This window comes from Pseudomonas sp. PGPPP4 (genome assembly GCF_002256045.1).
In the GTDB taxonomy this organism is placed as follows: Bacteria; Pseudomonadota; Gammaproteobacteria; order Pseudomonadales; family Pseudomonadaceae; genus Chryseomonas; species Chryseomonas oryzihabitans.
The window spans coordinates 198,135-220,202 of the sequence record NZ_NKID01000010.1; the positions used below are offsets into that span (position 1 = coordinate 198,135).

The 22,068-nt window shown below is 64.4% G+C and carries 24 protein-coding genes, 3 tRNA genes and 1 rRNA gene; 14 read left to right on the plus strand and 14 right to left on the minus strand.

The annotated features are described in order from the left end of the window. Positions 1-3: 3 nt before the first annotated feature. A complete protein-coding gene (locus CFE50_RS18165) occupies positions 4-798 on the minus strand; it encodes an AraC family transcriptional regulator (protein WP_007161837.1) in 795 nt (264 codons plus the stop codon). Between the two features lie 76 nt (positions 799-874). Between CFE50_RS18165 and CFE50_RS18170 the strand changes: the two genes are divergently transcribed. After that, positions 875-1,885 carry a bile acid:sodium symporter family protein gene (locus tag CFE50_RS18170; RefSeq protein WP_058790193.1) on the plus strand — a complete coding sequence of 337 codons (1,011 nt, stop codon included), beginning with the start codon at positions 875-877 and terminating at the stop codon, positions 1,883-1,885. 24 nt (positions 1,886-1,909) lie between these two features. Here the strand turns inward: CFE50_RS18170 and gorA are convergent, their stop codons facing one another. Both gorA and galU read right to left on the minus strand, forming a co-directional pair. Continuing rightward, positions 1,910-3,283: a glutathione-disulfide reductase gene (gene gorA, locus CFE50_RS18175; protein ID WP_241809930.1), complete on the minus strand. Its 1,374-nt coding sequence runs from the start codon at positions 3,281-3,283 to the stop codon at positions 1,910-1,912. 126 nt (positions 3,284-3,409) lie between these two features. After that, positions 3,410-4,240, minus strand: coding sequence for a UTP--glucose-1-phosphate uridylyltransferase GalU (galU, locus tag CFE50_RS18180; protein ID WP_058790191.1), 831 nt, complete (start codon positions 4,238-4,240; stop codon positions 3,410-3,412). A 239-nt stretch (positions 4,241-4,479) separates the two neighbouring features. Between galU and CFE50_RS18185 the strand changes: the two genes are divergently transcribed. Beyond that, on the plus strand, positions 4,480-4,962 hold the full coding sequence (locus tag CFE50_RS18185; RefSeq protein WP_286736543.1) for a hypothetical protein: 483 nt from the start codon (positions 4,480-4,482) through the stop codon (positions 4,960-4,962). Positions 4,963-5,112: 150 nt separating this feature from the next. Beyond that, on the plus strand, positions 5,113-5,487 hold the full coding sequence (locus tag CFE50_RS18190) for a hypothetical protein (protein ID WP_286736545.1): 375 nt from the start codon (positions 5,113-5,115) through the stop codon (positions 5,485-5,487). Here the strand turns inward: CFE50_RS18190 and CFE50_RS18195 are convergent. The 3 genes from CFE50_RS18195 to CFE50_RS18205 form a co-directional block, all read right to left on the minus strand. After that, the gene (locus CFE50_RS18195) at positions 5,453-5,809 is read right to left on the minus strand and encodes an antibiotic biosynthesis monooxygenase family protein (RefSeq protein ID WP_286736547.1); all 357 of its coding nucleotides are present in this window, start codon (positions 5,807-5,809) and stop codon (positions 5,453-5,455) included. The two genes, CFE50_RS18190 and CFE50_RS18195, sit on opposite strands and share 35 nt — an antisense overlap. After that, positions 5,806-6,510 (minus strand): glutamine amidotransferase-related protein, encoded by a 705-nt coding sequence (locus tag CFE50_RS18200; RefSeq protein WP_286736550.1) that lies wholly within the window; start codon positions 6,508-6,510, stop codon positions 5,806-5,808. The genes CFE50_RS18195 and CFE50_RS18200 overlap by 4 nt, the downstream gene beginning before the upstream one ends. Before the next feature lie 177 nt (positions 6,511-6,687). Beyond that, complete coding sequence (locus CFE50_RS18205; RefSeq protein ID WP_286736552.1) at positions 6,688-7,725, minus strand: NADP(H)-dependent aldo-keto reductase; 1,038 nt, start codon at positions 7,723-7,725, stop codon at positions 6,688-6,690. A 193-nt stretch (positions 7,726-7,918) separates the two neighbouring features. On the opposite strand from CFE50_RS18205, the gene CFE50_RS18210 reads away from it, so the two are divergent. From CFE50_RS18210 to tcyN, 5 genes are all read left to right on the plus strand, one after another. Further along, complete coding sequence (locus tag CFE50_RS18210) at positions 7,919-8,572, plus strand: 7-cyano-7-deazaguanine/7-aminomethyl-7-deazaguanine transporter (RefSeq protein ID WP_286736554.1); 654 nt, start codon at positions 7,919-7,921, stop codon at positions 8,570-8,572. A 69-nt stretch (positions 8,573-8,641) separates the two neighbouring features. Beyond that, on the plus strand, positions 8,642-9,634 hold the full coding sequence (locus tag CFE50_RS18215; RefSeq protein ID WP_286736556.1) for a D-cysteine desulfhydrase: 993 nt from the start codon (positions 8,642-8,644) through the stop codon (positions 9,632-9,634). Positions 9,635-9,746: 112 nt separating this feature from the next. Beyond that, a complete protein-coding gene (tcyJ, locus tag CFE50_RS18220; protein ID WP_074583605.1) occupies positions 9,747-10,544 on the plus strand; it encodes a cystine ABC transporter substrate-binding protein in 798 nt (265 codons plus the stop codon). Then, the gene (gene tcyL / locus CFE50_RS18225; RefSeq protein ID WP_027599207.1) at positions 10,541-11,215 is read left to right on the plus strand and encodes a cystine ABC transporter permease; all 675 of its coding nucleotides are present in this window, start codon (positions 10,541-10,543) and stop codon (positions 11,213-11,215) included. The genes tcyJ and tcyL overlap by 4 nt, the downstream gene beginning before the upstream one ends. Then, a complete protein-coding gene (gene tcyN, locus CFE50_RS18230; RefSeq protein ID WP_042134373.1) occupies positions 11,212-11,976 on the plus strand; it encodes an L-cystine ABC transporter ATP-binding protein TcyN in 765 nt (254 codons plus the stop codon). Before tcyL ends, tcyN begins: the two co-directional genes overlap by 4 nt. Here tcyN and epsC read toward each other — a convergent pair. After that, complete coding sequence (epsC, locus tag CFE50_RS18235; protein ID WP_007161852.1) at positions 11,967-12,911, minus strand: serine O-acetyltransferase EpsC; 945 nt, start codon at positions 12,909-12,911, stop codon at positions 11,967-11,969. The genes tcyN and epsC overlap by 10 nt on opposite strands. Before the next feature lie 116 nt (positions 12,912-13,027). On the opposite strand from epsC, the gene sseA reads away from it, so the two are divergent. From sseA to CFE50_RS18265, 6 genes are all read left to right on the plus strand, one after another. Then, the gene (gene sseA / locus CFE50_RS18240) at positions 13,028-13,879 is read left to right on the plus strand and encodes a 3-mercaptopyruvate sulfurtransferase (protein ID WP_241809940.1); all 852 of its coding nucleotides are present in this window, start codon (positions 13,028-13,030) and stop codon (positions 13,877-13,879) included. A gap of 157 nt (positions 13,880-14,036) precedes the next feature. After that, a complete protein-coding gene (gene ahpC, locus CFE50_RS18245; protein WP_007161854.1) occupies positions 14,037-14,600 on the plus strand; it encodes an alkyl hydroperoxide reductase subunit C in 564 nt (187 codons plus the stop codon). A gap of 83 nt (positions 14,601-14,683) precedes the next feature. Beyond that, complete coding sequence (gene ahpF, locus CFE50_RS18250; RefSeq protein ID WP_286736567.1) at positions 14,684-16,243, plus strand: alkyl hydroperoxide reductase subunit F; 1,560 nt, start codon at positions 14,684-14,686, stop codon at positions 16,241-16,243. A 213-nt stretch (positions 16,244-16,456) separates the two neighbouring features. Beyond that, complete coding sequence (locus CFE50_RS18255; RefSeq protein ID WP_007161856.1) at positions 16,457-17,122, plus strand: gamma-glutamylcyclotransferase; 666 nt, start codon at positions 16,457-16,459, stop codon at positions 17,120-17,122. Beyond that, the gene (locus CFE50_RS18260; protein WP_241809942.1) at positions 17,119-17,346 is read left to right on the plus strand and encodes a TIGR02450 family Trp-rich protein; all 228 of its coding nucleotides are present in this window, start codon (positions 17,119-17,121) and stop codon (positions 17,344-17,346) included. Before CFE50_RS18255 ends, CFE50_RS18260 begins: the two co-directional genes overlap by 4 nt. Before the next feature lie 126 nt (positions 17,347-17,472). Next, complete coding sequence (locus CFE50_RS18265; RefSeq protein ID WP_007161858.1) at positions 17,473-17,733, plus strand: hypothetical protein; 261 nt, start codon at positions 17,473-17,475, stop codon at positions 17,731-17,733. Positions 17,734-17,775: 42 nt separating this feature from the next. Here the strand turns inward: CFE50_RS18265 and CFE50_RS18270 are convergent. The 7 genes from CFE50_RS18270 to rrf form a co-directional block, all read right to left on the minus strand. Further along, positions 17,776-17,862 (minus strand) — tRNA-Leu (locus tag CFE50_RS18270). 107 nt (positions 17,863-17,969) lie between these two features. Next, positions 17,970-18,043: transfer RNA gene (locus tag CFE50_RS18275), tRNA-Cys, on the minus strand. A 36-nt stretch (positions 18,044-18,079) separates the two neighbouring features. Beyond that, positions 18,080-18,155 (minus strand) — tRNA-Gly (locus CFE50_RS18280). Positions 18,156-18,216: 61 nt separating this feature from the next. Beyond that, positions 18,217-18,777, minus strand: coding sequence for a CDP-diacylglycerol--glycerol-3-phosphate 3-phosphatidyltransferase (gene pgsA, locus CFE50_RS18285; protein ID WP_007161859.1), 561 nt, complete (start codon positions 18,775-18,777; stop codon positions 18,217-18,219). Positions 18,778-18,808: 31 nt separating this feature from the next. Further along, positions 18,809-20,635, minus strand: a complete 1,827-nt coding sequence (gene uvrC, locus CFE50_RS18290) for an excinuclease ABC subunit UvrC (protein ID WP_241810349.1) — start codon at positions 20,633-20,635, stop codon at positions 18,809-18,811. 1 nt (position 20,636) lies between these two features. Then, positions 20,637-21,281, minus strand: a complete 645-nt coding sequence (gene gacA / locus CFE50_RS18295; RefSeq protein ID WP_241810350.1) for a response regulator transcription factor GacA — start codon at positions 21,279-21,281, stop codon at positions 20,637-20,639. Between the two features lie 709 nt (positions 21,282-21,990). Then, a 5S ribosomal RNA gene (rrf, locus tag CFE50_RS22920) occupies positions 21,991-22,068 on the minus strand; the annotation flags it as partial.

Here is a 22,068-nt window from a genome sequence, read left to right on the forward strand (position 1 = left end):
AGGCTAGACGCCCAGGGCGAAGGCCCCGGGCGTCGCGCCGAATTGCCGGCGAAAGGCGGCGATAAAGGCCGACGGCGAGTTGTAGCCGCAATCCAGCGCCACCTCGGTCACCGCAGCGCCCTGTTCCAGGCGCTCCAGGGCGCTGATCAGGCGCAACCGCTGGCGCCAGGTCCTGAAGGTCAACTCGGTATCGCGCAGGAAGGCCCGGCTCAGGGTCTTTTCCGAGGCGCCCAGCACCCCGGACCACTGCGCCAGGGTGCGATCGTCCGACGGATTGGCCGCCAGGGCCTCGCACAGCAGGCGCAGCCGGCCATCCTGGGGCGCCGGCAGCGACAGCCCGACCTCGGGCGCCGCCTGCAGCTGATCCAGCATCACCGACACCAGCCTTCCCTCGGGCCCCGCCTCGTCATATTCCCGGGCGAAGCCGCTGAAGGTCTTGATCAGTTCGCGAATCAGCGGACTCACCGCCACCACCCGACACCGCTCGCCCACATAGGGCGCCGCCTCGGCGCCGACATAAAGGCTGCGCATCTCGGCCCTGGGCGAGGAGCGCACCTGATGCTCGACATCGGCGGCGATCCACACCGCCCGCTGCGGTGGCGCCACATAGCTGCCCTCGGCGGTGGTCACGGTGAGCACCCCCTTGATGGCATAGGACAGCTGGCCCCAGGGATGCCGGTGCCAGGGTGTCCAGGCCGGTTGAGCTAGGGACTCCACGCGCGCATAGAGGCGCCGCGGCAGGTGGGCGAGTTCTGGAACGGGACGTTCCACCGCAGACTGTCCGTTTGACGACATCATTGGGGCTTTTCGCGTTAGTCGGCTAGGTCAGGAGACGATAGCCTTGGGGCTATCCGCAGACAACCCGAGAGAGACCATGGCTCGTCCCCGCCTGATGCCCGACAATTTCACGCTGCTGCTGGTCGCCACGGTGATCCTGGCCAGCGTGCTGCCCTGCCAGGGCCTCGCCGCCCAGATCGCCAACGTGGTGACCAACATCGCCATCGGCCTGCTGTTCTTCCTGCACGGCGCCAAGCTGTCGCGCCAGGCGCTGGTGGCCGGCATCACCCACTGGCGGCTGCATCTGCTGGTGTTTGCCTTCACCTTCGTCAGCTTTCCGCTGCTGGGCTGGGCGCTGCAACCGCTGCTGGCCCCGCTGGTGACGCCGGAGCTCTATCTGGGCGTGCTGTTCATGTGCGCCCTGCCGGCCACGGTGCAGTCGTCCATCGCCTTCGTCTCCATGGCCCGCGGCAATGTCTCGGCCGCGGTCTGCAGTGCGTCCCTGTCCAGCCTGCTCGGGATCTTCCTCACCCCACTGCTGGTCCGGCTGCTGCTGGACGCCCACGGCGGCTCGGACGGCCAGAGCACCCTGGATGCCATCGTCAAGATCTGCGTCCAGCTATTGCTGCCCTTCGTCGCCGGCCAGCTGCTGCGCCCGGTGATCGGCCACTGGGTGGATCGCCACAAGGGCAAGCTCAAGTTCGTCGACCAGGGGTCCATCCTGCTGGTGGTCTACACCGCCTTCAGCGCCGCGGTGATCGAAGGCCTGTGGCGCGAGACGCCGATCCTGTCGCTGGTGGGCCTGGTGTTCATCTGCGCCACCCTGCTGACCCTGGTGCTGCTCGCCACGCGCTACAGCGCCCGGCTGCTGGGCATGAGCAAGGAAGACGAGATCACCGTGGTCTTCTGCGGCTCCAAGAAGAGCCTGGCCACGGGGGTGCCCATGGCCAAGGTGCTGTTCGCCGGCAGCACCATGGGGCCGGTGCTGCTGCCGATCATGCTGTTCCACCAGATCCAGCTGATGGTCTGCGCCGTCCTGGCCCAGCGCTACGCCAAGCGTGAGGTGGTAGCGCCCATCACCCCTGCGGTGGCGCCGCTACCCAAGTGATACGCGCGGCGGCGAGGCGCCCGATCAGCGCGCCTCGTCCTCGCGAACCGGCTTGCGCATGGTGACCCACTCTTCCGCGGCGGTGGGATGGATGCCCAGGGTATCGTCGAAGCAGGCCTTGGTCGCGCCCGCCTTGAGGGCGATGGCCAGGCACTGGATCTGCTCGCCGGCATCGGGGCCGACCATGTGGCAGCCCAGCACCTGATCGCTGTCGGCATCCACCACCAGCTTCATCAGGGTGCGCTCCTGGACATCGGTCAGGCTGAGCTTGGTCGGCCGGAAGCTGCTCTGGAAGATCTTCAGCCGATGGCCACGTTCGCGCGCCTCTTCCTCGCTCAGGCCGATGCTGGCCAGGTTGGGCAGGCTGAAGACCGCGCTGGCGATCAGGTCGTAATTCAGCGGGCGATAGCTGTCGGGATCGAACAGATGGCGCGCCAGGGTCATGCCCTCGGCCAGGGCCACTGGGGTCAGCTGCACCCGGCCGATGACGTCGCCGATGGCATAGATCGAAGGCTCCGCGGTCTGGAAGGTCTCGCCGACCTCGATGAAGCCCCGCTCGTCCAGGGCGACACCGGTGTTTTCCAGGCCCAGGTCGTCCAGCATCGGCCGGCGGCCGGTGGCATAGAAGACGCAATCGGCATCCAGCACCCGACCGTCCTTGAGCGTCACCTGCAGGCTGCCATCGGCGGCCTTGTCGATCCGTGCCACGTCGGCGTTGAATTGCAGGTCATGGCCGCGCTTCTGCATCTCGTCGCGCAGGTGCTCGCGTACGCCCCGGTCGAAGCCACGCAGGAACAGCTCCCGGCGATACAGCAGGGTCGTCCTGGCGCCCAGTCCCTGGAAGATCGAGGCGAATTCCACGGCGATGTAGCCGCCCCCCACCACCACCACCCGCTTGGGCAGCTCCGGCAGGTAGAAGGCTTCGTTGGAGGTGATGGCATGCTCGCGACCGGGGAAATCCGGCACGTCCGGCCAGCCCCCGGTGGCGATGAGGATGCGTTCGCAGCGATAGCGCTGGCCTTCCACCTCGACGGTATGGGGATCGAGGATGCGGGCATGGGCTTCCAGCAGGGTCACCCCGCTGTTGACCAGCAAGGCCCGATAGATGCCGTTCAGCCGGCGGATCTCGTGATCCTTGCTGGCGACCAGGGTGTTCCAGTCGAAGGCCGGGACCTCGGCATCCCAGCCATAGCCACGTGCCTGGCGGAATTCATCGCGAAAGGAGGCGCCGTAGATGAAATATTTCTTGGGCATGCAGCCCACGTTCACACAGGTCCCGCCGAGGTAACGGCTTTCCGCCACCGCCACCCGGGCACCGAAGTCGGCCGCGAAGCGCGCGGCCCGTACCCCGCCCGAACCGGCACCGATCACGAAGAGGTCGAAATCATAGGTCGTCATGGAGCTCTCTCTCGTTGCTGCTGGCGACCAGCATAACGCAAGGCCACCCTGGGCAGCGGCCCGGCTGGCCAACCGCCAGAAACGAAGAGGCCACCCGCAGGTGGCCTCGTCGACTGCACGTCAGGCTCAGATGGCCTTGTACAGGTTCTCGAAGCAGAAGTTGGTGGCTTCGACGAAGCCTTCCGCGCTACCGCAGTCGAAACGCTGCCCCTTGAATTTGTAGGCCAGAACGCAACCGTCCTGAGCCTGCTTCATCAGGGCGTCGGTGATCTGGATCTCGCCACCCTTGCCCGGCTCGGTCTGCTCGATCAGGTCGAAGATGTCCGGGGTCAGGATGTAGCGGCCGATGATCGCCAGGTTGGAAGGAGCGTCTTCCGGCTTGGGCTTCTCGACCATGTTGTTCACGCGGTAGATGTCGTCGCGGATCATCTCGCCGGCGATCACGCCGTACTTGTTGGTCTCGTTGGCCGGAACTTCCTGGATGGCCACGATGGAGCAGCGGAACTGGTTGTACAGCTTGACCATCTGCTTGAGGACGCTGTCGCCTTCCAGGTTCAGGCAGAGGTCGTCCGCCAGGACCACGGCGAAGGGCTCGTCACCGATCAGCGGGCGGCCGGTCAGGATGGCGTGGCCCAGGCCCTTCATCTCCACCTGACGGGTGTAGGAGAAGGTGCAGTTGTCGATCAGCTTGCGAATGCCGACCAGGTACTTTTCCTTGTCGGTGTTCTTGATCTGGCTTTCCAGCTCATAGCTGATGTCGAAGTGGTCTTCCAGCGAGCGCTTGCCACGACCGGTAACGATCCCGATCTGATGCAGGCCAGCCTCCAGAGCTTCCTCCACGGCGTACTGCACCAGCGGCTTGTTCACAATGGGCAGCATTTCCTTGGGCATGGCTTTGGTCGCAGGGAGAAAACGAGTGCCATAGCCGGCTGCCGGAAACAGACATTTGGTGATCATGGGAGTCCTTTGATCTGTACGTGAAGGCAAAACGAACGGCGGTCTATCCAGCCGCTTGTCGCATACAATGCCCGAAGCGCGCGACGCTGGAAATAGCCAGGCATGGGCGCTCTGTGGACGTGCGGATACGACTCCAGGATTGCCTTCCGGTTCTGCGCAAAGCCGCAAAGAACTGCTATCGTCCAAAGTTTGGAACCAGCGTCACGACTCCGCGGATAGATCTCGACATGAAGAAATGGATGCTCCCGTTGCTGTGTGTTTCCCTCGCCGGCTGCTCCCTGGGCGGTCACCACGAGGCGGCGGAAACGCGGCCGCTCAGCGCGGAACAGACCACCCTGCTGCGCCAGAACGACCTCTTGCAGGCCAAGCTGCTGGTCCTGGGTGGCAGCGAAGAACAGCTCAAGCTCGCGGATGCCCTGCTACTGCGCAATGGCGGAACCAGCGCCGATGGCGAGGCGGAGTTCTATCGCGCGGTGATCGCCATCAAGCAGGGCCCGCAGACCGATGACGTCCTGGAATTGCTGAACGCCTCCGCCGATCATCGCTATCCGCTGGCCTATGCCCTGCTCTATCGGATGTACACCGATCCCTTCCTGGTGCCCGAGGCCGACCCGATCCAGGCGCAGACCTACAAGAGCGCCTACGGAGAGCTGGCGGTGGCCAAGAGTGGCTATCCGTCCTTTGACAAGGCCGTTGAAGTCACCCGCCAGCTGGCGCCCTGAACCCGCCTCTCTAGTCGGCCGCTTTGCGGCCGTTCACAGTCTGGCACTGGCGAATGAGCAGCCGTTGACCTTTCCTCGACGCGAATGATGTCAATTGGCCGCACGACGGTAGCATCGAGCCTCTACCGTCCGCCGCCCAGAGCCATCGCCATGTCCTCGCTTGGCAAGCTGTCACCCGATATCGTTGCCGTCCGCACCGTGACGCAGCGGCTCGTCCTGCTGCTGATCGGGTTCTTCGCGCTGGCCATCCTGCTGACGCGGCTGCCGACCTTCATCAACGCCGCCAGCGGCGAGACCTGGCAGATTCGCGGCGGCCCGATTCCGCTGATGCAGTATCCGACCATGCCGGAACGCAGCGTGGTCGCCAATCGCCAGCTGATCGCCATGCTCAAACCGGGCGATCGCATCCTGGTCCTGGACAGCGTCCCCTTTCGCCCCTGGAAGAAGGTCATGCTGATCGGCGAAGACAGCCGCATCGGCTGGATCCGCGTCACCCCGGCCCTGGGCGCGATCCGTCTGGAGTGACGCCGGGACCGGCACGGCTCGACAGCAGGCGCATGACCCGGGTGTCATGCCAGCGATACCAGCGCGCCTGACCCAGCCGCTGTGCCTGCCGATGTTCCGGATGGGCACCCCAGGCCGCGACCGCGGCCGGATCGGTCCAGTAGGACAGGGTGATACCCAGGCCATCGGCGCCCCGCACCGACTCCATGCCCAGAAAGCCGGGCTGCGCCTGCGCCAGCTCCACCATGCGCGCGGCCATGGCTTCATAGTCGGGATCGTCGTCGGCGCGTTGCGAGATGAAGGCGACCACCACACAGTCCTCGGGCAACTCCGGCCGCTTCATGTCCCCAGGCTCCGCGCCGCGACCACCGCGTCCAGCCAGGTGCGCACCGCCGTGGGGACCCGACCGACCTGCGCCTCGCGCTCGGGCTGATAGAGGGTGCCGAAGTAGCAGGGATGGGTCATCAGTTCGAAGGCCACTGGCAGCTCCTCCTCGTCCCAGGCCAGCACGCGCCAACCCGCGGCGAGCAACGCCGGCAGGTAGTCGGGGTTCACGCCGAAGCGACAATGATAGGCCGCATGGGCGCGCAGACCGTCGTCTCCCGCGACCAGACGCGAACCCGGCTCCAGGCGAAGTTCGTTGTGGTACTCGATGCGGGCACAACTCAAGGGCGCCAGGAGGGCCCGCGACGTCAGGGGGTCCTCCTCGGCGTGAGCGGCGTCCGCCCACCCGAGCACGGCATGGGCGTATTCGAGCAGCGCGTACTGCAGCCCGCCACAGGTCCCCAGAAAGGGAATCCGCTGTTCACGCGCCGTGCGCAGGGTCGCCAGCACCCCTTCGCGATGGCGATAGGGACTCCCGGGTACGCACCAGAGGCCGTCGCAGTCGCCAAGGGCGCCATCGGCCTCGACCGTCGGCAGCCAGCGTGTCCGCAGCGTGACACCCAGCGCCGTGGCGGTCAGCGCCAGGGCCTGGGGGATGGCCTGGTGGGCCACGATGGAAGGGTCTTGGTCACCCAGGAGCACGATTTCGTACGACGTCATGACGGACACCTGCAGGCATGGAAGGTCCGACCGACTCTAGGCCCTTGGGCCCACGGTTTTAATAGGCGTCGCTGACAGCAGCCCTTGCGTCCCTGCCCTGTCGGTCACGGCCGCCTTTCGCCAGGCGCAAGGAAACGCCCGGTACAGCGGCTGTACCGGGCGCCGGATACCACGCGATCAGGGTGCCGGATTGGGCTGGTCGACGTGGATGGCTTCGATGGCGGCGAGGGTTTCCTGATCCAGCACCAGTTCGCTGCTCGCCAGATTGCTTTCCAGCTGAGCGAGCGAGGTGGCGCCGATGATGTTGCTGGTCACGAAGGGCCGACTGGTGACGAAGGCCAAGGCCATCTGCGCCGGATCCAGACCGCGCTCCCGGGCCAGTTCGACATAGGCCTGGGCGGCCCGCTGCGTCTGCGGATTGCTGTAGCGCTGGAAGCGTTCGAACAGGGTCAATCGCGCCCCTTCCGGACGGGCGCCGTTCAGGTACTTGCCCGCGAGCACACCGAAGGCCAGCGGTGAATAGGCCAGCAAGCCGACCTGCTCGCGGATGGCCTGCTCGGCCAGCCCCACCTCGAAGCTGCGATTGAGCAGATTGTAGGGATTCTGGATGGAGACCACCCGCGGCCAGCCACGCGTCTCGCTCAGGTGCAGGAAGCGCTGCACGCCCCAGGGCGTTTCGTTGGACAGCCCGACATGGCGGACCTTGCCCGCCTTCACCAGGCCGTCGAGGGCCTCCAGGGTCTCCTCGATGGGCGTGAAGTCGGCATCGTGGTGCACATAGCCCAACTGACCGAAGTAATTGGTCCGCCGATCCGGCCAGTGCAGCTGGTAGATATCCAGGTAGTCGGTGTCGAGTCGCTTGAGACTGGCCTCCAGCGCGGCGGTGAGATTGGCCTTGGTAAAGGCCAGGCCACCGTTGCGGATGTAGTCCATGTCGCGGCCAGGACCGGCCGCCTTGCTGGCCAGTACCCAGTCGGCGCGGTCGCCGTGCTGGCGGAAATAGTTGCCGATGATGGTCTCGGTACGGGTGTAGGTCTCGGCGCGCGGCGGTACCGGGTACATCTCCGCCGTGTCGATGAAATTGACGCCGGCGGCCTTGGCGGCGCGCAGCTGTTCGAAGGCCTCGGCCTCGGTATTCTGCTCACCCCAGGTCATGGTGCCCAGCGCGATGGCGCTAACCTGGAGATCGGTACGACCCAGCGATCGAAAGTGCATCAGGAAGCTCTCTGTCGGTGCGGAAGTCGTACAAGTTAACAGGAGGCTGGCTGGTCTGCCCATCGGTCCGATGACGCTGTCGATCCCGCTCCGACCGCCGCGCCCTCGCCAGACGCCCCGTGAATCCGTAAAATGTTGCCCCGCCTCCGCGCCCTGGGTTCCCTCACCCCAGGTAACCAAAAAAGGACTGCCCATGTCTGCCTTGCTTGCCACCCCGCAGCGCGCCCCCGTGGCCGCGCTCGTCGCCTTCCATATCCTCATCATCATCGCCAGCAACTACCTGGTGCAGTTGCCGCTGCAGCTGTTCGGCTGGCACACCACCTGGGGCGCCTTCAGCTTTCCCTTCATCTTTCTCGCCACCGACCTCACCGTGCGGCTGATGGGCAAGGCGCCCGCCCGCCAGGTGATCGCCCGGGTGATGCTTCCGGCCCTGGTGGTTTCCTATGGGGTCTCGGTGCTGTTCCAGGACGGCAGTTTCCAGGGCTGGGCGGCGCTGGCCGCGGTCAACGTCTTCGTGCTGCGCATCTCCCTGGCCAGCTTCTGTGCCTATGTGTTCGGCCAACTGCTCGATATCCAGGTGTTCGACCGCCTGCGGCGCTCGCGCCACTGGTGGCTGGCGCCCACGGTCTCGATCCTGTTCGGCAACGCTCTCGACACCCTGGCCTTCTTTTCCATCGCCTTCTGGCGCAGCGACAACCCCTTCATGGCCAGTCACTGGCCGGAAATCGCCCTGGTCGACTACGGCGTCAAGCTGACGGTCAGCCTGCTGCTCTTCGTTCCGCTCTATGGCGTGCTGCTGCGTTCGCTGGTGCCCCAGGCCTGGGCGCGGCGTCCGGACCTCGCCTGAGGGCAGGATTGCCGCCAGGCGCGGCTTGGCCCTAGAGTGATGCCCCCTTCAATTGCCTCGGGTTCCGCTATGCTCGCCACCGCCCTCGCCCGCTTTCCGCGCCTGACGCTGCAGCCCTCGGTGACCCCGCTGGAGATCCTGCCACGGCTGTCGGCGGAGCTGGGCCGACCGGTCTACTGCAAGCGCGACGACACCACCAGCCTGGCCCTGGGCGGCAATAAGGTGCGCAAGCTGGAATACCTGGTCGCCTCGGCGCTGGCCGCCGGCGCCGACACCCTGGTGACCGCCGGCGCCATCCAGTCCAACCATGTGCGCCAGACCGCCGCCGTCGCCGCGCAACAGGGCCTGGCCTGCGTCGCCCTGCTGGAAAATCCCATCGCCACCGCGGACCCCGGCTACCTGCACGGCGGCAACCGCCTCCTGCTCGAACTCTTCGGCGCCGAGATCAGAGCCGTCGCGGCGCTCGATGATCCGTTGCGCCAGCTGGAAGCCGAAGCCGAGTGCCTGCGCCAGCAAGGGCGCAAGCCCTGGGTGATCCCCATTGGCGGCTCCAGCGCCCTGGGCGCCCTCGGCTACGTCCGTGCGGCCCTGGAACTCGACGCTCAGCTGCAGGAGCTACAGTTGCAACCCGCAGCCGTCATCCTCGCCTCCGGCAGTGCCGGCACCCAGGCCGGGCTGGACCTGGCCCTTCATCATTTGCGGCCAGAGCTGCCGGTGATCGGCGTCACCGTTTCCCGCACCCAGGCCGAGCAGCTGCCCAGGGTCGCCCTGCTGCGGCAGCAGCTGGCCGAGTTGCTGGGCGTCGCTCTACCTGAGAATCCTCCGTTCCTGCGTGACGGCTACTTCGGCCCGCGCTATGGCGAGCCCAATCCCGGCACCCTGGCCGCCATCCGCCGCCTCGGCCGGCTCGAAGGCCTGGTGCTGGATCCAGTCTACACGGGCAAGGCCATGGCGGGCCTGCTGGATATGGTCGCCAGCGGGGACCTCCCACCCGGCCCCCTGGTATTCCTGCACACCGGCGGCGCCCCGGGCACCTTCGCCTATGGCGACTGGTTGGCGTGATCGGCTAGCCAAGCCACAGGACGATGGCATAACGTCAGCAGTTTTCGGACTTGGGATGTCAGAACAGACACCCTCATAGTGGCGCACCCTCATAACCACAAGGATCTCTTCCATGCGCAAACCCCTCCCTCAGCGTCTGCTCCGTAGCGCCGCCCTGTTGCTCGCCCTGGGCCTGGCCCACCAGGCCACCGCCCAGGCCGAAGACCTCCTGCAGACCGTCAAGCAGCGCGGCGAACTGATCGTCGGCCTGGAGGGCACCTATCCGCCCTTCAGCTTCCAGAACGAACAGGGCCAGCTGACCGGCTTCGAAGTGGACTTCGCCAAGGCCCTGGCCAAGGAACTGGGTGTCGACGCCAAGATCCAGCCCGGCAAATGGGATGGCCTGCTCGCCGCCCTGGAATCCCGGCGTCTGGACGTGGTGATCAACCAGGTCACCATCAGCGACGAGCGCAAGAAGAAATACGATTTCTCCACCCCCTACACCGTCTCCGGCATCCAGGCCCTGGTGCGCAAGGACGACGTCGACAGCATCAAGACCGCCGCCGACCTCGCCGGCAAGAAGGTCGGCGTCGGCCTGGGCACCAACTACGAGCAATGGCTGCGCCAGAACGTACCCAAGGCGGACGTGCGCACCTACGAAGACGATCCCACCAAGTACCAGGATCTGCGCGTCGGCCGCATCGACGCCATCCTCGTCGACCGCCTGGCCGCCCTGGAACTGCTGTCCAAGACCAAGGACAAGCTGGCCCTGGCCGGTGAGCCCTTCAGCCGCCAGGAATCGGGGATCGCCGAACGCAAGGGTGATCCGCAATTCCATGCCGCGGTCGACCAGGCCATCGCCAAGCTTCGAGCCGATGGCACCCTGGCCAAGATCTCCGAGAAGTGGTTCAAGGCCGACGTCACCCAATGAGCGACACGCTACAGCTCCTGCTCGATTCGCTGCCCTTCCTGCTGAAGGGCGCGATCTGGACCGTGGTCCTGAGCCTCGGCGGCATGTTCTTCGGCCTGCTGCTGGGCTTCGGCCTGGCCCTGCTGCGCCGCTCGCCGAGCCTGCCGCTGCGTAGCCTGGCGCGGCTGTACATCTCGTTCTTCCGGGGTACGCCGCTGCTGGTGCAGCTGTTCGTCATCTACTACGGCCTGCCCGAACTGGGCCTGCAGCTCGATCCGCTGCCGGCCGCCCTGATCGGCTTTTCGCTGAACATGGCCGCCTACACCGCGGAGATCATCCGCTCGGCCATCGGCGCCATCGACCGCGGTCAGTGGGAAGCCGCCGCCAGCATCGGCATGACGCCGCTGCAGACCCTGAGGCGCGCCATCCTGCCCCAGGCGCTGCGCATCGCCCTGCCGCCACTGGGCAACAGCTTCATCTCGCTGGTCAAGGACACCTCGCTGGCGGCCACCATCCAGGTGCCGGAGCTGTTCCGCCAGGCCCAGCTGATCACCGCCCGCACCTTCGAGATCTTCAGCCTCTACCTGGCCGCGGCGCTGCTCTACTGGGTCCTGGCCAGCCTGCTGTCCACCCTGCAGAACCGCCTCGAACGGCACTACGGGCGCCACATCAACGAACGAGGTCAGTCATGATCGAGGTGCAGGGGCTGTCCAAGTCCTTCCGGCAGCAGACGGTGCTGCAGTCCATCGACCTCGAGGTGGCCCAGGGCGAGGTGGTCGCGATCATCGGTCCCAGCGGTTCGGGCAAGACCACCCTGCTGCGCTGCCTCAATCTGCTGGAGACCCCGGAGGCCGGCAGCATCCGCCTGGGCGACCTGCGCATCGACGCCAGCCGACCGCTCAAGGGCCAGCAGCACGCCATCCGCCAGCTGCGCCAGCGCATGGGCTTCGTCTTCCAGAACTTCAATCTGTTTCCCCATCGCACCGCGCTGGAGAACGTGATCGAGGGCCCAATCATCGTCCAGGGCGAGGCGCGCGACACGGCCATCGCCCAGGGCCGTGAATGGCTGGCCAAGGTCGGCTTGGCCGACAAGGCCGATAGCTATCCCGGACAGCTATCGGGCGGCCAGCAGCAGCGGGTCGCCATCGCCCGGGCACTGGCCATGCGTCCCCAGGCCATCCTCTTCGATGAACCCACCTCGGCGCTGGATCCCGAGCGGGTCGGCGAGGTGCTGGAGACCATTCGCGGGCTGGCCCAGGAGGGTCGTACCCTGGTCATCGTCACCCACGAGATGGCCTTCGCGCGTGACGTCGCCCACCGGGTGCTGTTCATGGACGGCGGCCGCATCGTCGAACAGGGTCCGGCGGCCGAGTTGTTCAATCGGCCGCGTGAAGAACGCACCCGGCGCTTCCTGGCCAAGTTCGTTCGTGACAACGCCGCCGACTACTCCTGAGCCAGACCGGCGCAGCCCTGCAGGCTGGCCTGGCTGACGTTGCTGTTGGCCGGCACGCCATGGGTCAGCCAGACGTTGCCGCCTATGGTCGAGCCCTGGCCGATGGTGATGCGCCCGAGGATGGTCGCCCCGGCATAGATCACCACATCGTCCTCGACGATCGGATGGCGCGGGTGGCCCTTCTTGAGGTTGCCCTCGGCATCGGCCGGGAAGCGCTTGGCGCCCAGGGTCACCGCCTGGTAGATGCGTACCCGGTCGCCGATGATGCAGGTCTCGCCGATCACCACACCGGTGCCATGGTCGATGAAGAAGCCCTCGCCGATCTGGGCACCCGGGTGGATGTCGATCCCGGTCGCCGAGTGCGCCCGCTCGCTGACCATCCGCGCCAGCAACGGCAGGCCGCTGCGATAGAAGTGATGGGCGATGCGGTGGTGGATCATGGCGTAGATGCCCGGATAGCAGAGCAGCACCTCGTCCACGCTGCGCGCGGCGGGATCGCCCTGGTAGGCGGCGATCACGTCGGTGTCCAGCAGGCGCCGCAGATCCGGCAGCGCCAGGGCAAAGGCCTGCACCAGCCGACGGGCCTCGTCGGCGCGATTGACGCCGTTCTCGCCACGCTGCTTGGCGAAATAGTCCAGTTCCAGCTTCGCCTGGATCACCAGGGCATTGAGCGCCCGCTCCAGTTCGAAACCGACATAGAAGTCCTCGCTTTCCTGGCGCAGCTGATCCGGCCCCAGGCGCAGCGGAAAGAGCGCACCGCTGAGGGATTCGATCACGCTGGCCATGACGCTGCGCGACGGCAGCTCGCGGCCGCTGAACTCGCGGAAACGTCCATGGGTCTCGCGCCATTGGCTGCGCGCCTCATGCAGTTCCCCGACGATGCGCCCGAGTTGCCAGTCGTTGCCGCCCGTGGATTGCCCGTTAAGTTCGCTCATAAGTCATCTATCCAGTTACCAGGCTGACGAGGATAAAGTATCCGCCGATCCCTGACAGCCCACGTCGCGCCAGGCGCGGTAAGCTGTCGTCCTTTGCCCATCAAGGAGCGCCACCCATGATCGCCTCCCCGCTGGTCACCGCTGCCTGGCTGCAGGAGCAACTCGGCCGTCCGGATCTGCTGATCCTCGATGCCAGTCTCTACCTGCCCAACGAACCCCAGATCGCCGACGAGACCTATCGGCAGCAGCACATCCCCGGCGCCCTGCGCTTCGATATCGAACACTTCTCCGATCCGGACACCGCGCTGCCGCACATGGTCCCCAGCGCGGGACGCTTCGCCCGCCTGGCTGGCGAACTGGGCGTCACCCCGGAGACTACCCTGGTCGTCTACGACCAGAAGGGCCTGTTCTCCGCCGCCCGGGCTTGGTGGCTGTTCCGCCTGTTCGGCCATGACCAGGTGATGGTGCTCGATGGTGGCCTGCCGCTCTGGCGTGAACAGGGCCTGCCGCTGGAGGCCGGTGAAAACCCGCCCAGCCCGCAGCCGCCCTACCCCGTCATCTTCAACAATCGCCTGCTCTGCGGCCTGGGCGATGTGCAGACCGCGCTCAGCGTGGGCCAGACCCAGGTGCTCGACGCGCGCGGCGCCAAGCGCTTCACTGGCGAAGCCGCCGAGCCGCGCCCGGGCGTGGCCTCCGGGCATATGCCCGGCAGCCAGAATCTGCCCTACGACAGCCTGCTGAACGAAGACGGTACCCTGCTGCCACCCCAGGAGTTGCGCCAGCGCTTCCAGGCCCTGGGCATCGACGGCCTGCATCCGGTGATCACCAGTTGCGGCAGTGGCGTCACCGCCGCGGTCCTGCTGCTCGCCTTGAGCGTCGCCGGCCTGCCGGATGGTCGACTCTACGACGGCTCCTGGAGCGAATGGGGTCAGCATCCGGCCACGACCAAGGCGCTGGGTCCGGCCTGAGGCGAGCTAAGGTACTGATTTGATTCAATACCTGTAGTATCCGATAGAGACGCCCAATCGCCGACATCGCCTTTAACAATGAGGTGAATCGTCAAAATGCGATTAGTATGCGTCCTATCGATTTCAACCCTGACTTAAACCCATCAAGGAGTCATCAATGTCCCTGATCAACACCGAAGTGAAGCCTTTCACCGCGACCGCCTATCACAACGGCAAATTCGTCCAGGTGACCGAGGCCGATCTGAAGGGCAAGTGGTCCGCCATCGTGTTCTACCCGGCCGACTTCACCTTCGTGTGCCCCACCGAGCTGGAAGACCTTGCTGACCTGTACCCCGAGTTCCAGAAGCTGGGCGTGGAGATCTACGGCGTGTCCTGCGACACCCACTTCGCGCACAAGGCCTGGCACGACACCTCGGAAGCCATCAAGAAGGTCAACTACCCGCTGGTAGGCGATCCCACCGCTCGCCTGGCACGCAACTTCGAAGTGCTGATCGAAGAAGAAGGCCTGGCCCTGCGTGGCACCTTCCTGATCAACCCGGAAGGCCAGATCAAGCTGTGCGAAATCCACGACAACGGCATCGGCCGTGACGCCAGCGAACTGCTGCGCAAGGTCCGCGCCGCCCAGTACGTCGCCAACCACCCGGGCGAAGTCTGCCCCGCCAAGTGGAAAGAAGGCGAAGCGACCCTGACCCCCTCGCTGGACCTGGTCGGCAAGATCTAACACCCGCCTGATCTAGCCCGAGCGCCCGGGCGCCTTGCCCGCGCGCTCTTTTTTTGCCCATTTTTTACGGAAGCCACGTCGCCATGTTGGACGCCAATCTGAAAGCCCAGCTCAAGACCTACCTCGAACGCGTCACGCGCCCCATCGAGATCGTCGCGTCCCTCGACGATGGCGCGAAGTCCCGTGAAATGCACAGCCTGCTGCAGGATATCGCCAGCCTGTCCGATCAGGTCAGCCTCAGCACCGACGGCACCGATGCGCGTCGTCCCTCCTTCGCCCTGCTGACCCCCGGTCAGAACATCGACCTGCGCTTCGCCGGTCTGCCCATGGGCCACGAATTCACCTCCCTGGTGCTGGCCCTGCTGCAGGTGGGCGGTCATCCGTCCAAGGCCAGCCAGGACGTCATCGAGCAGGTCAAGGCGCTCGACGGCGACTACCAGTTCGAAACCTATTTCTCCCTCTCCTGCCAGAACTGCCCGGACGTGGTGCAGGCCCTGAACCTCATGGCCGTGCTCAATCCCCGGGTCAAGCACGTCGCCGTCGACGGTGCCCTGTTCCAGGACGAGGTCGAGCGCCGCCAGATCATGGCCGTGCCCAGCGTCTACCTGAACGGCGAACCCTTCGGCCAGGGCCGCATGGGTCTGGAAGAGATCGTCGCCAAGCTCGACACCGGCGCTGCCGCTCGCTCCGCCGACAAGCTCAATGCCAAGGACGCCTTCGACGTCCTGGTCATCGGGGGTGGCCCCGCCGGCGCTGCCGCCGCCGTCTATGCCGCACGCAAGGGCATCCGTACCGGCGTCGCCGCCGAGCGTTTCGGCGGCCAGGTACTGGACACCCTGGCCATCGAGAACTTCATCTCCATCAAGGAGACCGAAGGGCCGAAGCTGGCCATGGCGCTCGAAGAGCACGTCAAGCAGTACGAAGTCGACATCATGAACCTGCAGTGCGCCGAGCAGCTGATTCCGGCCCACGAAGCCGGCGGCCTGCACGAAGTCCGCTTCACCGATGGCGGTTCGCTCAAGGCCAAGACGCTGATCCTGGCCACCGGCGCTCGCTGGCGCGAGATGAACGTCCCCGGTGAGCGGGAATACCGCAACCGCGGCGTGGCCTACTGCCCGCACTGCGATGGCCCCCTGTTCAAGGGCAAGCGCGTCGCCGTGATCGGTGGCGGCAACTCGGGTGTCGAGGCGGCCATCGACCTCGCCGGCATCGTCGCCCAGGTCACCCTGATCGAGTACGACGGCCAGCTGCGTGCCGACGCCGTGCTGCAGCGCAAGCTGTTCAGCCTGCCCAACGTGACCGTCATCACCAGCGCCCTCACCAGCGAAGTCAAGGGCGACGGCCAGAAGGTCAACGGCCTGGTCTACAAGGATCGCAACTCCAGCGAGTTCCACCACATCGACTTGGAAGGCGTCTTCGTGCAGATCGGCCTGGTGCCCAACACCGACTGGCTCAAGGGTACCGTCGAGCTGTCGCCGCGTGGCGAGATCGAAGTGGACGCCCGCTGCCAGACCTCCCTGCCTGGCGTCTTCGCCGCAGGCGACGTCACCACCGTGCCCTACAAGCAGATCGTCATCGCCCTGGGCGAAGGCGCCAAGGCCTCCCTGGCCGCCTTCGATCACCTGATCCGCACCAGCGCCTGATCGATCTCACCCCCCCTTTCCCGCCCGGCACCTGCCGGGCTTTTTTTCGTCCGCCGTTTTCTGCGTCCACCTTGGCATGTTTCTCGCTGCGACCTAACCAGGCGTCATAAAGATGGGCACGAACGGTCTAGGAGTTCCTCCCGGACTTTCGTTAGGATCTTAGGGCCGGGTTCCTGAACCTGGCAGCTCCAGCGGTAGAGGACCAGGCGGCATATGCACAGACAGATTTCTTCCAGCATCCACGATTCCTATCCCCCCAAGCTCGCGCCCGCCACGCCGCTCACCCCTCCCGAGCTGGTGGCCTCCCTGGAAGCCACCCTGGCTCAACGCCAACCCGGCCCGGTCTGGCTGTTCGCCTACGGCTCGCTGATCTGGCGCCCCGAGTGCCCCGCCGTCGCCGTGCGCCGGGCGCGGGTGCACGGCTACCACCGCGGTCTCTATCTCTGGTCCCAACTGCATCGCGGCACCCCCGAGCAACCCGGCCTGGTGCTGGGCCTGGATCGCGGCGGTTCCTGCTCCGGCTTCGCCTACCAGTTGCCGGATGACCAGCTGGACGACCACCTGCTGGCCCTCTGGAAGCGCGAGATGCCGGATGGGTCCTACCGCCCCCGCTGGCTGCAATGCCACCTGGAAGACGGCAGCAAGGTGCAGGCGCTCGGCTTCGTGCTGAAGCGCAATCTGCCCTGCTACGCCGGCAGCCTGCCCGATGACATCCTCAATCGCGTCCTGACCGAGGCCTGCGGCCATTTCGGCACCACCCTGGAATACGTCGAGCGCACCATCACGGCGCTCAGGGCCCACGCCATGCCCGATCGCAACCTGGAAGCCCTGCTGCAGCGCTATCGCAGCGCACCCCTGCTGGAGGCCATGCAGGGATGAAGCAACGTCAGATCAATCCCCACAAGCTGCTGCTCAGCAAATGGACGGCCGTTCACCCGCGGGAACGGCAAAAGCACTTCATCGTCACCCGGGTCCATACCCCGGAAATCGAGACCGACCCCATCTCGCAGATAGATCTGCAAGCCGTTCTCACTCGTCGTACCTGGACGCTGGACTGGCACGAGTTGCAGGATGCAGAATGCTGGCTGCAAGGCTGGCAATGAAACTCCGAAAGCAGGGCCGGGATTTTGCGACTAGCATCGCGATATGACGGCACTTTTCTGCAAAGGTGAAACCCTGTAGCAGCCAATGCTGTCACAGTGCCACCTTTGAACAGGAAGCTTTTCCGGATGACCCTCTATGTCGAACTCGCCAGCGCCTTCAATACCCTCAAAGGCGGATTCGAGCCACTGCGTTGCGTGATCTCCACGCGTGACCAGCGCGCCTACGATGTCGAGGTCTTTTCCCGCAGCGGTCAGTCAGTACTGAATCGCCCTATCGCCCGCACCGAATTGCTCGACGCGGCCATGCTCGAAGCCTTCATCCTCGACAGCCGCTCTCGTATCGAGCGCGATGCGGATGAAACGCCCTACTGGACGATTCCCTCGTAAACGAAAAAGGCCACTCGAACAGGAGTGGCCTTTTCATTTGGATGGTGCCCGAGGCCGGAATCGAACCGGCACGACGGTTAAGTCGAGGGATTTTAAGTCCCTTGTGTCTACCAGTTTCACCACTCGGGCAGAACCGAACCCTCAGAGAAGCGGATTCGTAGAACCTGATCCAGTATTCACACATCCCTGGATGATGAAAAGCCCCGTAGACCTGGGATCTACGGGGCTCTCAATAGTGGAGGCCGAGGTCGGAATCGAACCGGCGTACACGGATTTGCAATCCGCTGCATGACCACTCTGCCACCCGGCCTCAAACCTGAATGTCTTGCGACACTCATGTAAAACATGGAGCGGGAAACGAGACTCGAACTCGCGACCCCGACCTTGGCAAGGTCGTGCTCTACCAACTGAGCTATTCCCGCTTGGTGACGGGCGCCATTCTATCTGAGCTACCCTTCATGTCAAGCCATTGATTCAAAAAACTTATTTCTTTTTCTCGGCGCTCATCAGATGCGGCCAGGCTGCCATCAGATAGGTGCACATCGACCACAGGGTCAGGGCTGCTGCGACGATGAGCAAGGCATAACCACTGATCACCCAGAAGGTCATCTGCGGCGGATTGGCCAGCAGGATGACCAGCGCCAGCATCTGCGCCGCGGTCTTCCACTTGCCCAGATTGGATACCGCGACCTGGGCCCGGGCGCCCAACTCGGCCATCCACTCCCGCAGCGCCGATACGACGATCTCGCGACCGACGATGATGACGGCGGGGAGCGTCAGCCAGGCGTTGGCGTGCTCCTGCACCAGCAATACCAGGGCCACGGCAACGATTAGCTTGTCCGCTACCGGATCGAGAAAGGCACCGAAGGGCGTGCTCTGCCCCAGGCGCCGCGCCAGATAGCCATCCAGCCAGTCGGTCGCACAGGCGATGGCGAAGATGGTGCTGGCGGTCCAGTAGCTCCAGTGGACTGGCAGATAGAACAGGATGACAAAGAGCGGAATGAGGAAGACGCGCAGTACGGTAAGCAGATTTGGAATATTCATTGGCGCGGCTGTTGGTGAACGTGAGGCGATTCTACTCGCTGTGCAAGGCCGCATAAATCTGCTCGGCCAGCTTTTTGCTAATGCTTGGCGCTTTGGCGATCTCTTCGATGCTCGCACGCTGCAGCTCACGGAGTCCGCCAAAGTGCTTGAGAAGCTCCTGCCGACGCTTGGGCCCGATACCGGCAACCTCCTCCAGCGATGACGTCCGGCGCGCCTTGCCGCGGCGTGCGCGGTGTCCGGTGATGGCGAATCGGTGCGCCTCGTCGCGAATCTGCTGAATGAGATGCAGCGCGGGCGAATGAGCCGGCAAGGTGAACTCGTTGGACGGATCGTCCAGATAAAGGACTTCGAGACCCGGCTTGCGGGTAACGCCCTTGGCGACACCCAGCAGGACCAGCTCCGGAACCGCCAGCTCTCTGAGCACCTCACGGGCCATGGCCAACTGGCCCTTGCCGCCATCCACCAGGAGGATGTCAGGCAGCTTGCCCTCGCCCGCCTTGAGTCGGCTGAAGCGGCGGGTCAACGCCTGATGCATGGCGGCATAGTCATCGCCGGCGGTTACACCTTCGATGTTGTAGCGGCGATAGTCCGATTTGAGCGGCCCTTCCGGTCCGAAGACCACGCAGGACGCTACGGTCGCCTCGCCACTGGAATGACTGATATCGAAACATTCCAGCCGCTGAGGCGGTTCCGGGAGATCCAGCGCCTGCACCAGGGCATCGAAACGCACGCCCATGTGCTGCCGATTGGCCAGTCGCGTATTCAACGCCTGCTCCGCATTGGTCACCGCCAACTGCTGCCAGCGGGCGCGGGTCCCCCGGACGCGATGAGCGATGACCAGCTGCCGCTTGTGGACCTCGGCAAAGGCATCGATCAGGGTAGCGAAGTCCTCGTGGACGGAATTCACGATGATCTCGTCTGGCAGATCCCGCTCCAGGTAGGCGAGGTAATACTGCTCCAGGAAGGCAGCCAGCACTTCGCTGGAATCCTCCTCGATCCCTACCTCCGGGAAGAAATTCTTGCTGCCCAGCACTCGGCCGCCGCGGACACTGACCAGGTGCACGCAGGCACCGCCCGGATTGACGAGAGCGGCGATGACATCGACATCACCGGTACCACCCTCGATGCTCTGCTGATCCTGAACCCGTCGCACCAGGGCTACCTGATCACGCAACTCCGCTGCCCGCTCGAACTGAAGATTGACCGAGGCGCTTTCCATCTTGGCTTGCAACTCTTCAGCCAGGGCATTGCTGCGCCCCTCGAGAAACATGGCCGAATGACGAACGTCCTCGCCATACTCCTGCTCGCTGACGAGCGCGACACAGGGACCCTTGCATCTCTTGATCTGATATTGCAGGCACGGCCGCGTACGATTGCGAAAGTAGTTGTCATCGCATTGCCGTACCTGAAAGGCTTTCTGCAGTAGATTGAGACTTTCGCGAATGGCACCCGCGCTGGGATAAGGACCGAAGTAACGCCCTTTCCCTCTCTTCTCTCCACGGTGGATGGTCAGCCGCGGATACTGATCCTCGGTTGAGAGATAGACATAGGGATAGGACTTATCATCCCTCAACAGGATGTTGTAGGGCGGGCGCCATTGCTTGATGAGATTCTGTTCCAGCAGGAGCGCTTCGGTCTCGTTGCCGGTGATGGTGGTCTCGATCTGAGCGATCTTGGACACCATGGAAGCCGTCTTGGGTGCCAAGCCGGTCTTTCTGAAATAGCTGGAAAGTCGGTTCTTGAGATTCTTGGCCTTACCTACATAGAGGAGCTTGCCGCCCTCATCGAACATCCGATAGACACCCGGACGTCCACTGCAACCGGATAGAAAGGCTGCAGCATCGAAAGATTGACTCATATCAACTCGTTGCATCTACCATGCCGTGGCGAACAGCCAACATGGCTAGTTCGACATCGCTGGTAATCGATAATTTCTCGAAGATCCGATAGCGATAGGTGTTGACGGTCTTGGGCGACAAACAGAGCTTGTCGGAAATGACCTGGACCTTCTGGCAGCCCGCGATCATCAGCGCGATCTGAATCTCTCGCTCGGACAGCTGATCGAAGGGCGATGCTTCGGCCTTGGACTGAAAGGGCTTCAAGGCCAGCTGCTGGGCGATCTGCGCACTGATGTAACGCCGACCGGAGAAGGCCTGCTTGATGGCGGTGATCATCTCTTCGATGTCCGCACCCTTGGTCAGATACCCTGCAGCACCCGCCTGGAGCAGACGCGTCGGGAAAGGATCTTCCTCGCAGGCCGTGACGACCACCACCTTCAGATCGGGTCGGCTGCGCAGGAGCTTGCGGGTAGCTTCCAGCCCGCCGATACCGGGCATCCGAACGTCCATCAAGACGACATCCGGCTCGAGCTCACGGGCCAGCATCAGTGCATTTTCACCACTGTCTGCCTGGCCGACGACCTGGATTCCTGCCACATCCGCCAGCATCCGCACGATACCGGTACGAACAAGATCATGATCGTCGACAACTAGCACCTTGATCAAAATCGAATCCCCTTCGCTTGCGCTTTCATCGCTTGCGTCACCTGAACCACTGTCCGCTGACCCTATTCATCAAGGAATAGGATCCTAGGCTACGCTATAAATTTGATTGGTCATGCAAAGAAAAAAGGGGTACGACGCTTCGCACCCCTTGCCTACCGGCCTTAGGCCATTGGGCATTGTATACCGAAAAGCGCCGGAGAAATGAAGCAGATCAGAATCATTCCCGGTCAGGTTACCAATGGTTCGCCGAGGTATTGGTTCAATCCGCAGATCCAGGTCTGACCGTCGAAGGCCTCCCCGCTCCCCTGCGCGCCACCCTGATAGCCCGCAAACCCTGAACGCAAAAAGCCCGGCATCTGCCGGGCTTTTTTATAGCTCTATCGCGGCCATGGGCCGCTCCTACGGCATGCCTCCTTGTAAACGGCAGCGTTGGCGGACCACCATGGCCACAATAGCCCGGCGCAGCCGGGCTGTTGTGGCTCTTTGGCTTTTGCGGGCTTCAGGCAGCACCCATCTGACAAGCCTGCGCCAAACTCTCCGCCACTCCGCTCCGGGTCCCCTCTCCCCCTGGGAGAGGGCTAGGGTGAGGGCAATCTCAACTCCGCAGCCTATCGGCTATCAAGGCAGCGCCCTGCCCAACCAAACTTTTCCCGCCCCAAAGACAACACCCCCGCCAGAGTGAACTGAGCGGGGGTGCTGGGTGTTAGGCGCTTGACGATGACCTACTCTCACATGGGGAAGCCCCACACTACCATCGGCGATGCATCGTTTCACTTCTGAGTTCGGG

Bases quoted from the DNA above. Each gene is read 5' to 3' on its own strand.
- CFE50_RS18165 (WP_007161837.1), bottom strand. From the start codon at position 798: ATGATGTCGTCAAACGGACAGTCTGCGGTGGAACGTCCCGTTCCAGAA.
- CFE50_RS18170 (WP_058790193.1), top strand. From the start codon at position 875: ATGGCTCGTCCCCGCCTGATGCCCGACAATTTCACGCTGCTGCTGGTC.
- gorA (WP_241809930.1), bottom strand. From the start codon at position 3,283: ATGACGACCTATGATTTCGACCTCTTCGTGATCGGTGCCGGTTCGGGC.
- galU (WP_058790191.1), bottom strand. From the start codon at position 4,240: ATGATCACCAAATGTCTGTTTCCGGCAGCCGGCTATGGCACTCGTTTT.
- CFE50_RS18185 (WP_286736543.1), top strand. From the start codon at position 4,480: ATGCTCCCGTTGCTGTGTGTTTCCCTCGCCGGCTGCTCCCTGGGCGGT.
- CFE50_RS18190 (WP_286736545.1), top strand. From the start codon at position 5,113: ATGTCCTCGCTTGGCAAGCTGTCACCCGATATCGTTGCCGTCCGCACC.
- CFE50_RS18195 (WP_286736547.1), bottom strand. From the start codon at position 5,809: ATGAAGCGGCCGGAGTTGCCCGAGGACTGTGTGGTGGTCGCCTTCATC.
- CFE50_RS18200 (WP_286736550.1), bottom strand. From the start codon at position 6,510: ATGACGTCGTACGAAATCGTGCTCCTGGGTGACCAAGACCCTTCCATC.
- CFE50_RS18205 (WP_286736552.1), bottom strand. From the start codon at position 7,725: ATGCACTTTCGATCGCTGGGTCGTACCGATCTCCAGGTTAGCGCCATC.
- CFE50_RS18210 (WP_286736554.1), top strand. From the start codon at position 7,919: ATGTCTGCCTTGCTTGCCACCCCGCAGCGCGCCCCCGTGGCCGCGCTC.
- CFE50_RS18215 (WP_286736556.1), top strand. From the start codon at position 8,642: ATGCTCGCCACCGCCCTCGCCCGCTTTCCGCGCCTGACGCTGCAGCCC.
- tcyJ (WP_074583605.1), top strand. From the start codon at position 9,747: ATGCGCAAACCCCTCCCTCAGCGTCTGCTCCGTAGCGCCGCCCTGTTG.
- tcyL (WP_027599207.1), top strand. From the start codon at position 10,541: ATGAGCGACACGCTACAGCTCCTGCTCGATTCGCTGCCCTTCCTGCTG.
- tcyN (WP_042134373.1), top strand. From the start codon at position 11,212: ATGATCGAGGTGCAGGGGCTGTCCAAGTCCTTCCGGCAGCAGACGGTG.
- epsC (WP_007161852.1), bottom strand. From the start codon at position 12,911: ATGAGCGAACTTAACGGGCAATCCACGGGCGGCAACGACTGGCAACTC.
- sseA (WP_241809940.1), top strand. From the start codon at position 13,028: ATGATCGCCTCCCCGCTGGTCACCGCTGCCTGGCTGCAGGAGCAACTC.
- ahpC (WP_007161854.1), top strand. From the start codon at position 14,037: ATGTCCCTGATCAACACCGAAGTGAAGCCTTTCACCGCGACCGCCTAT.
- ahpF (WP_286736567.1), top strand. From the start codon at position 14,684: ATGTTGGACGCCAATCTGAAAGCCCAGCTCAAGACCTACCTCGAACGC.
- CFE50_RS18255 (WP_007161856.1), top strand. From the start codon at position 16,457: ATGCACAGACAGATTTCTTCCAGCATCCACGATTCCTATCCCCCCAAG.
- CFE50_RS18260 (WP_241809942.1), top strand. From the start codon at position 17,119: ATGAAGCAACGTCAGATCAATCCCCACAAGCTGCTGCTCAGCAAATGG.
- CFE50_RS18265 (WP_007161858.1), top strand. From the start codon at position 17,473: ATGACCCTCTATGTCGAACTCGCCAGCGCCTTCAATACCCTCAAAGGC.
- pgsA (WP_007161859.1), bottom strand. From the start codon at position 18,777: ATGAATATTCCAAATCTGCTTACCGTACTGCGCGTCTTCCTCATTCCG.
- uvrC (WP_241810349.1), bottom strand. From the start codon at position 20,635: ATGAGTCAATCTTTCGATGCTGCAGCCTTTCTATCCGGTTGCAGTGGA.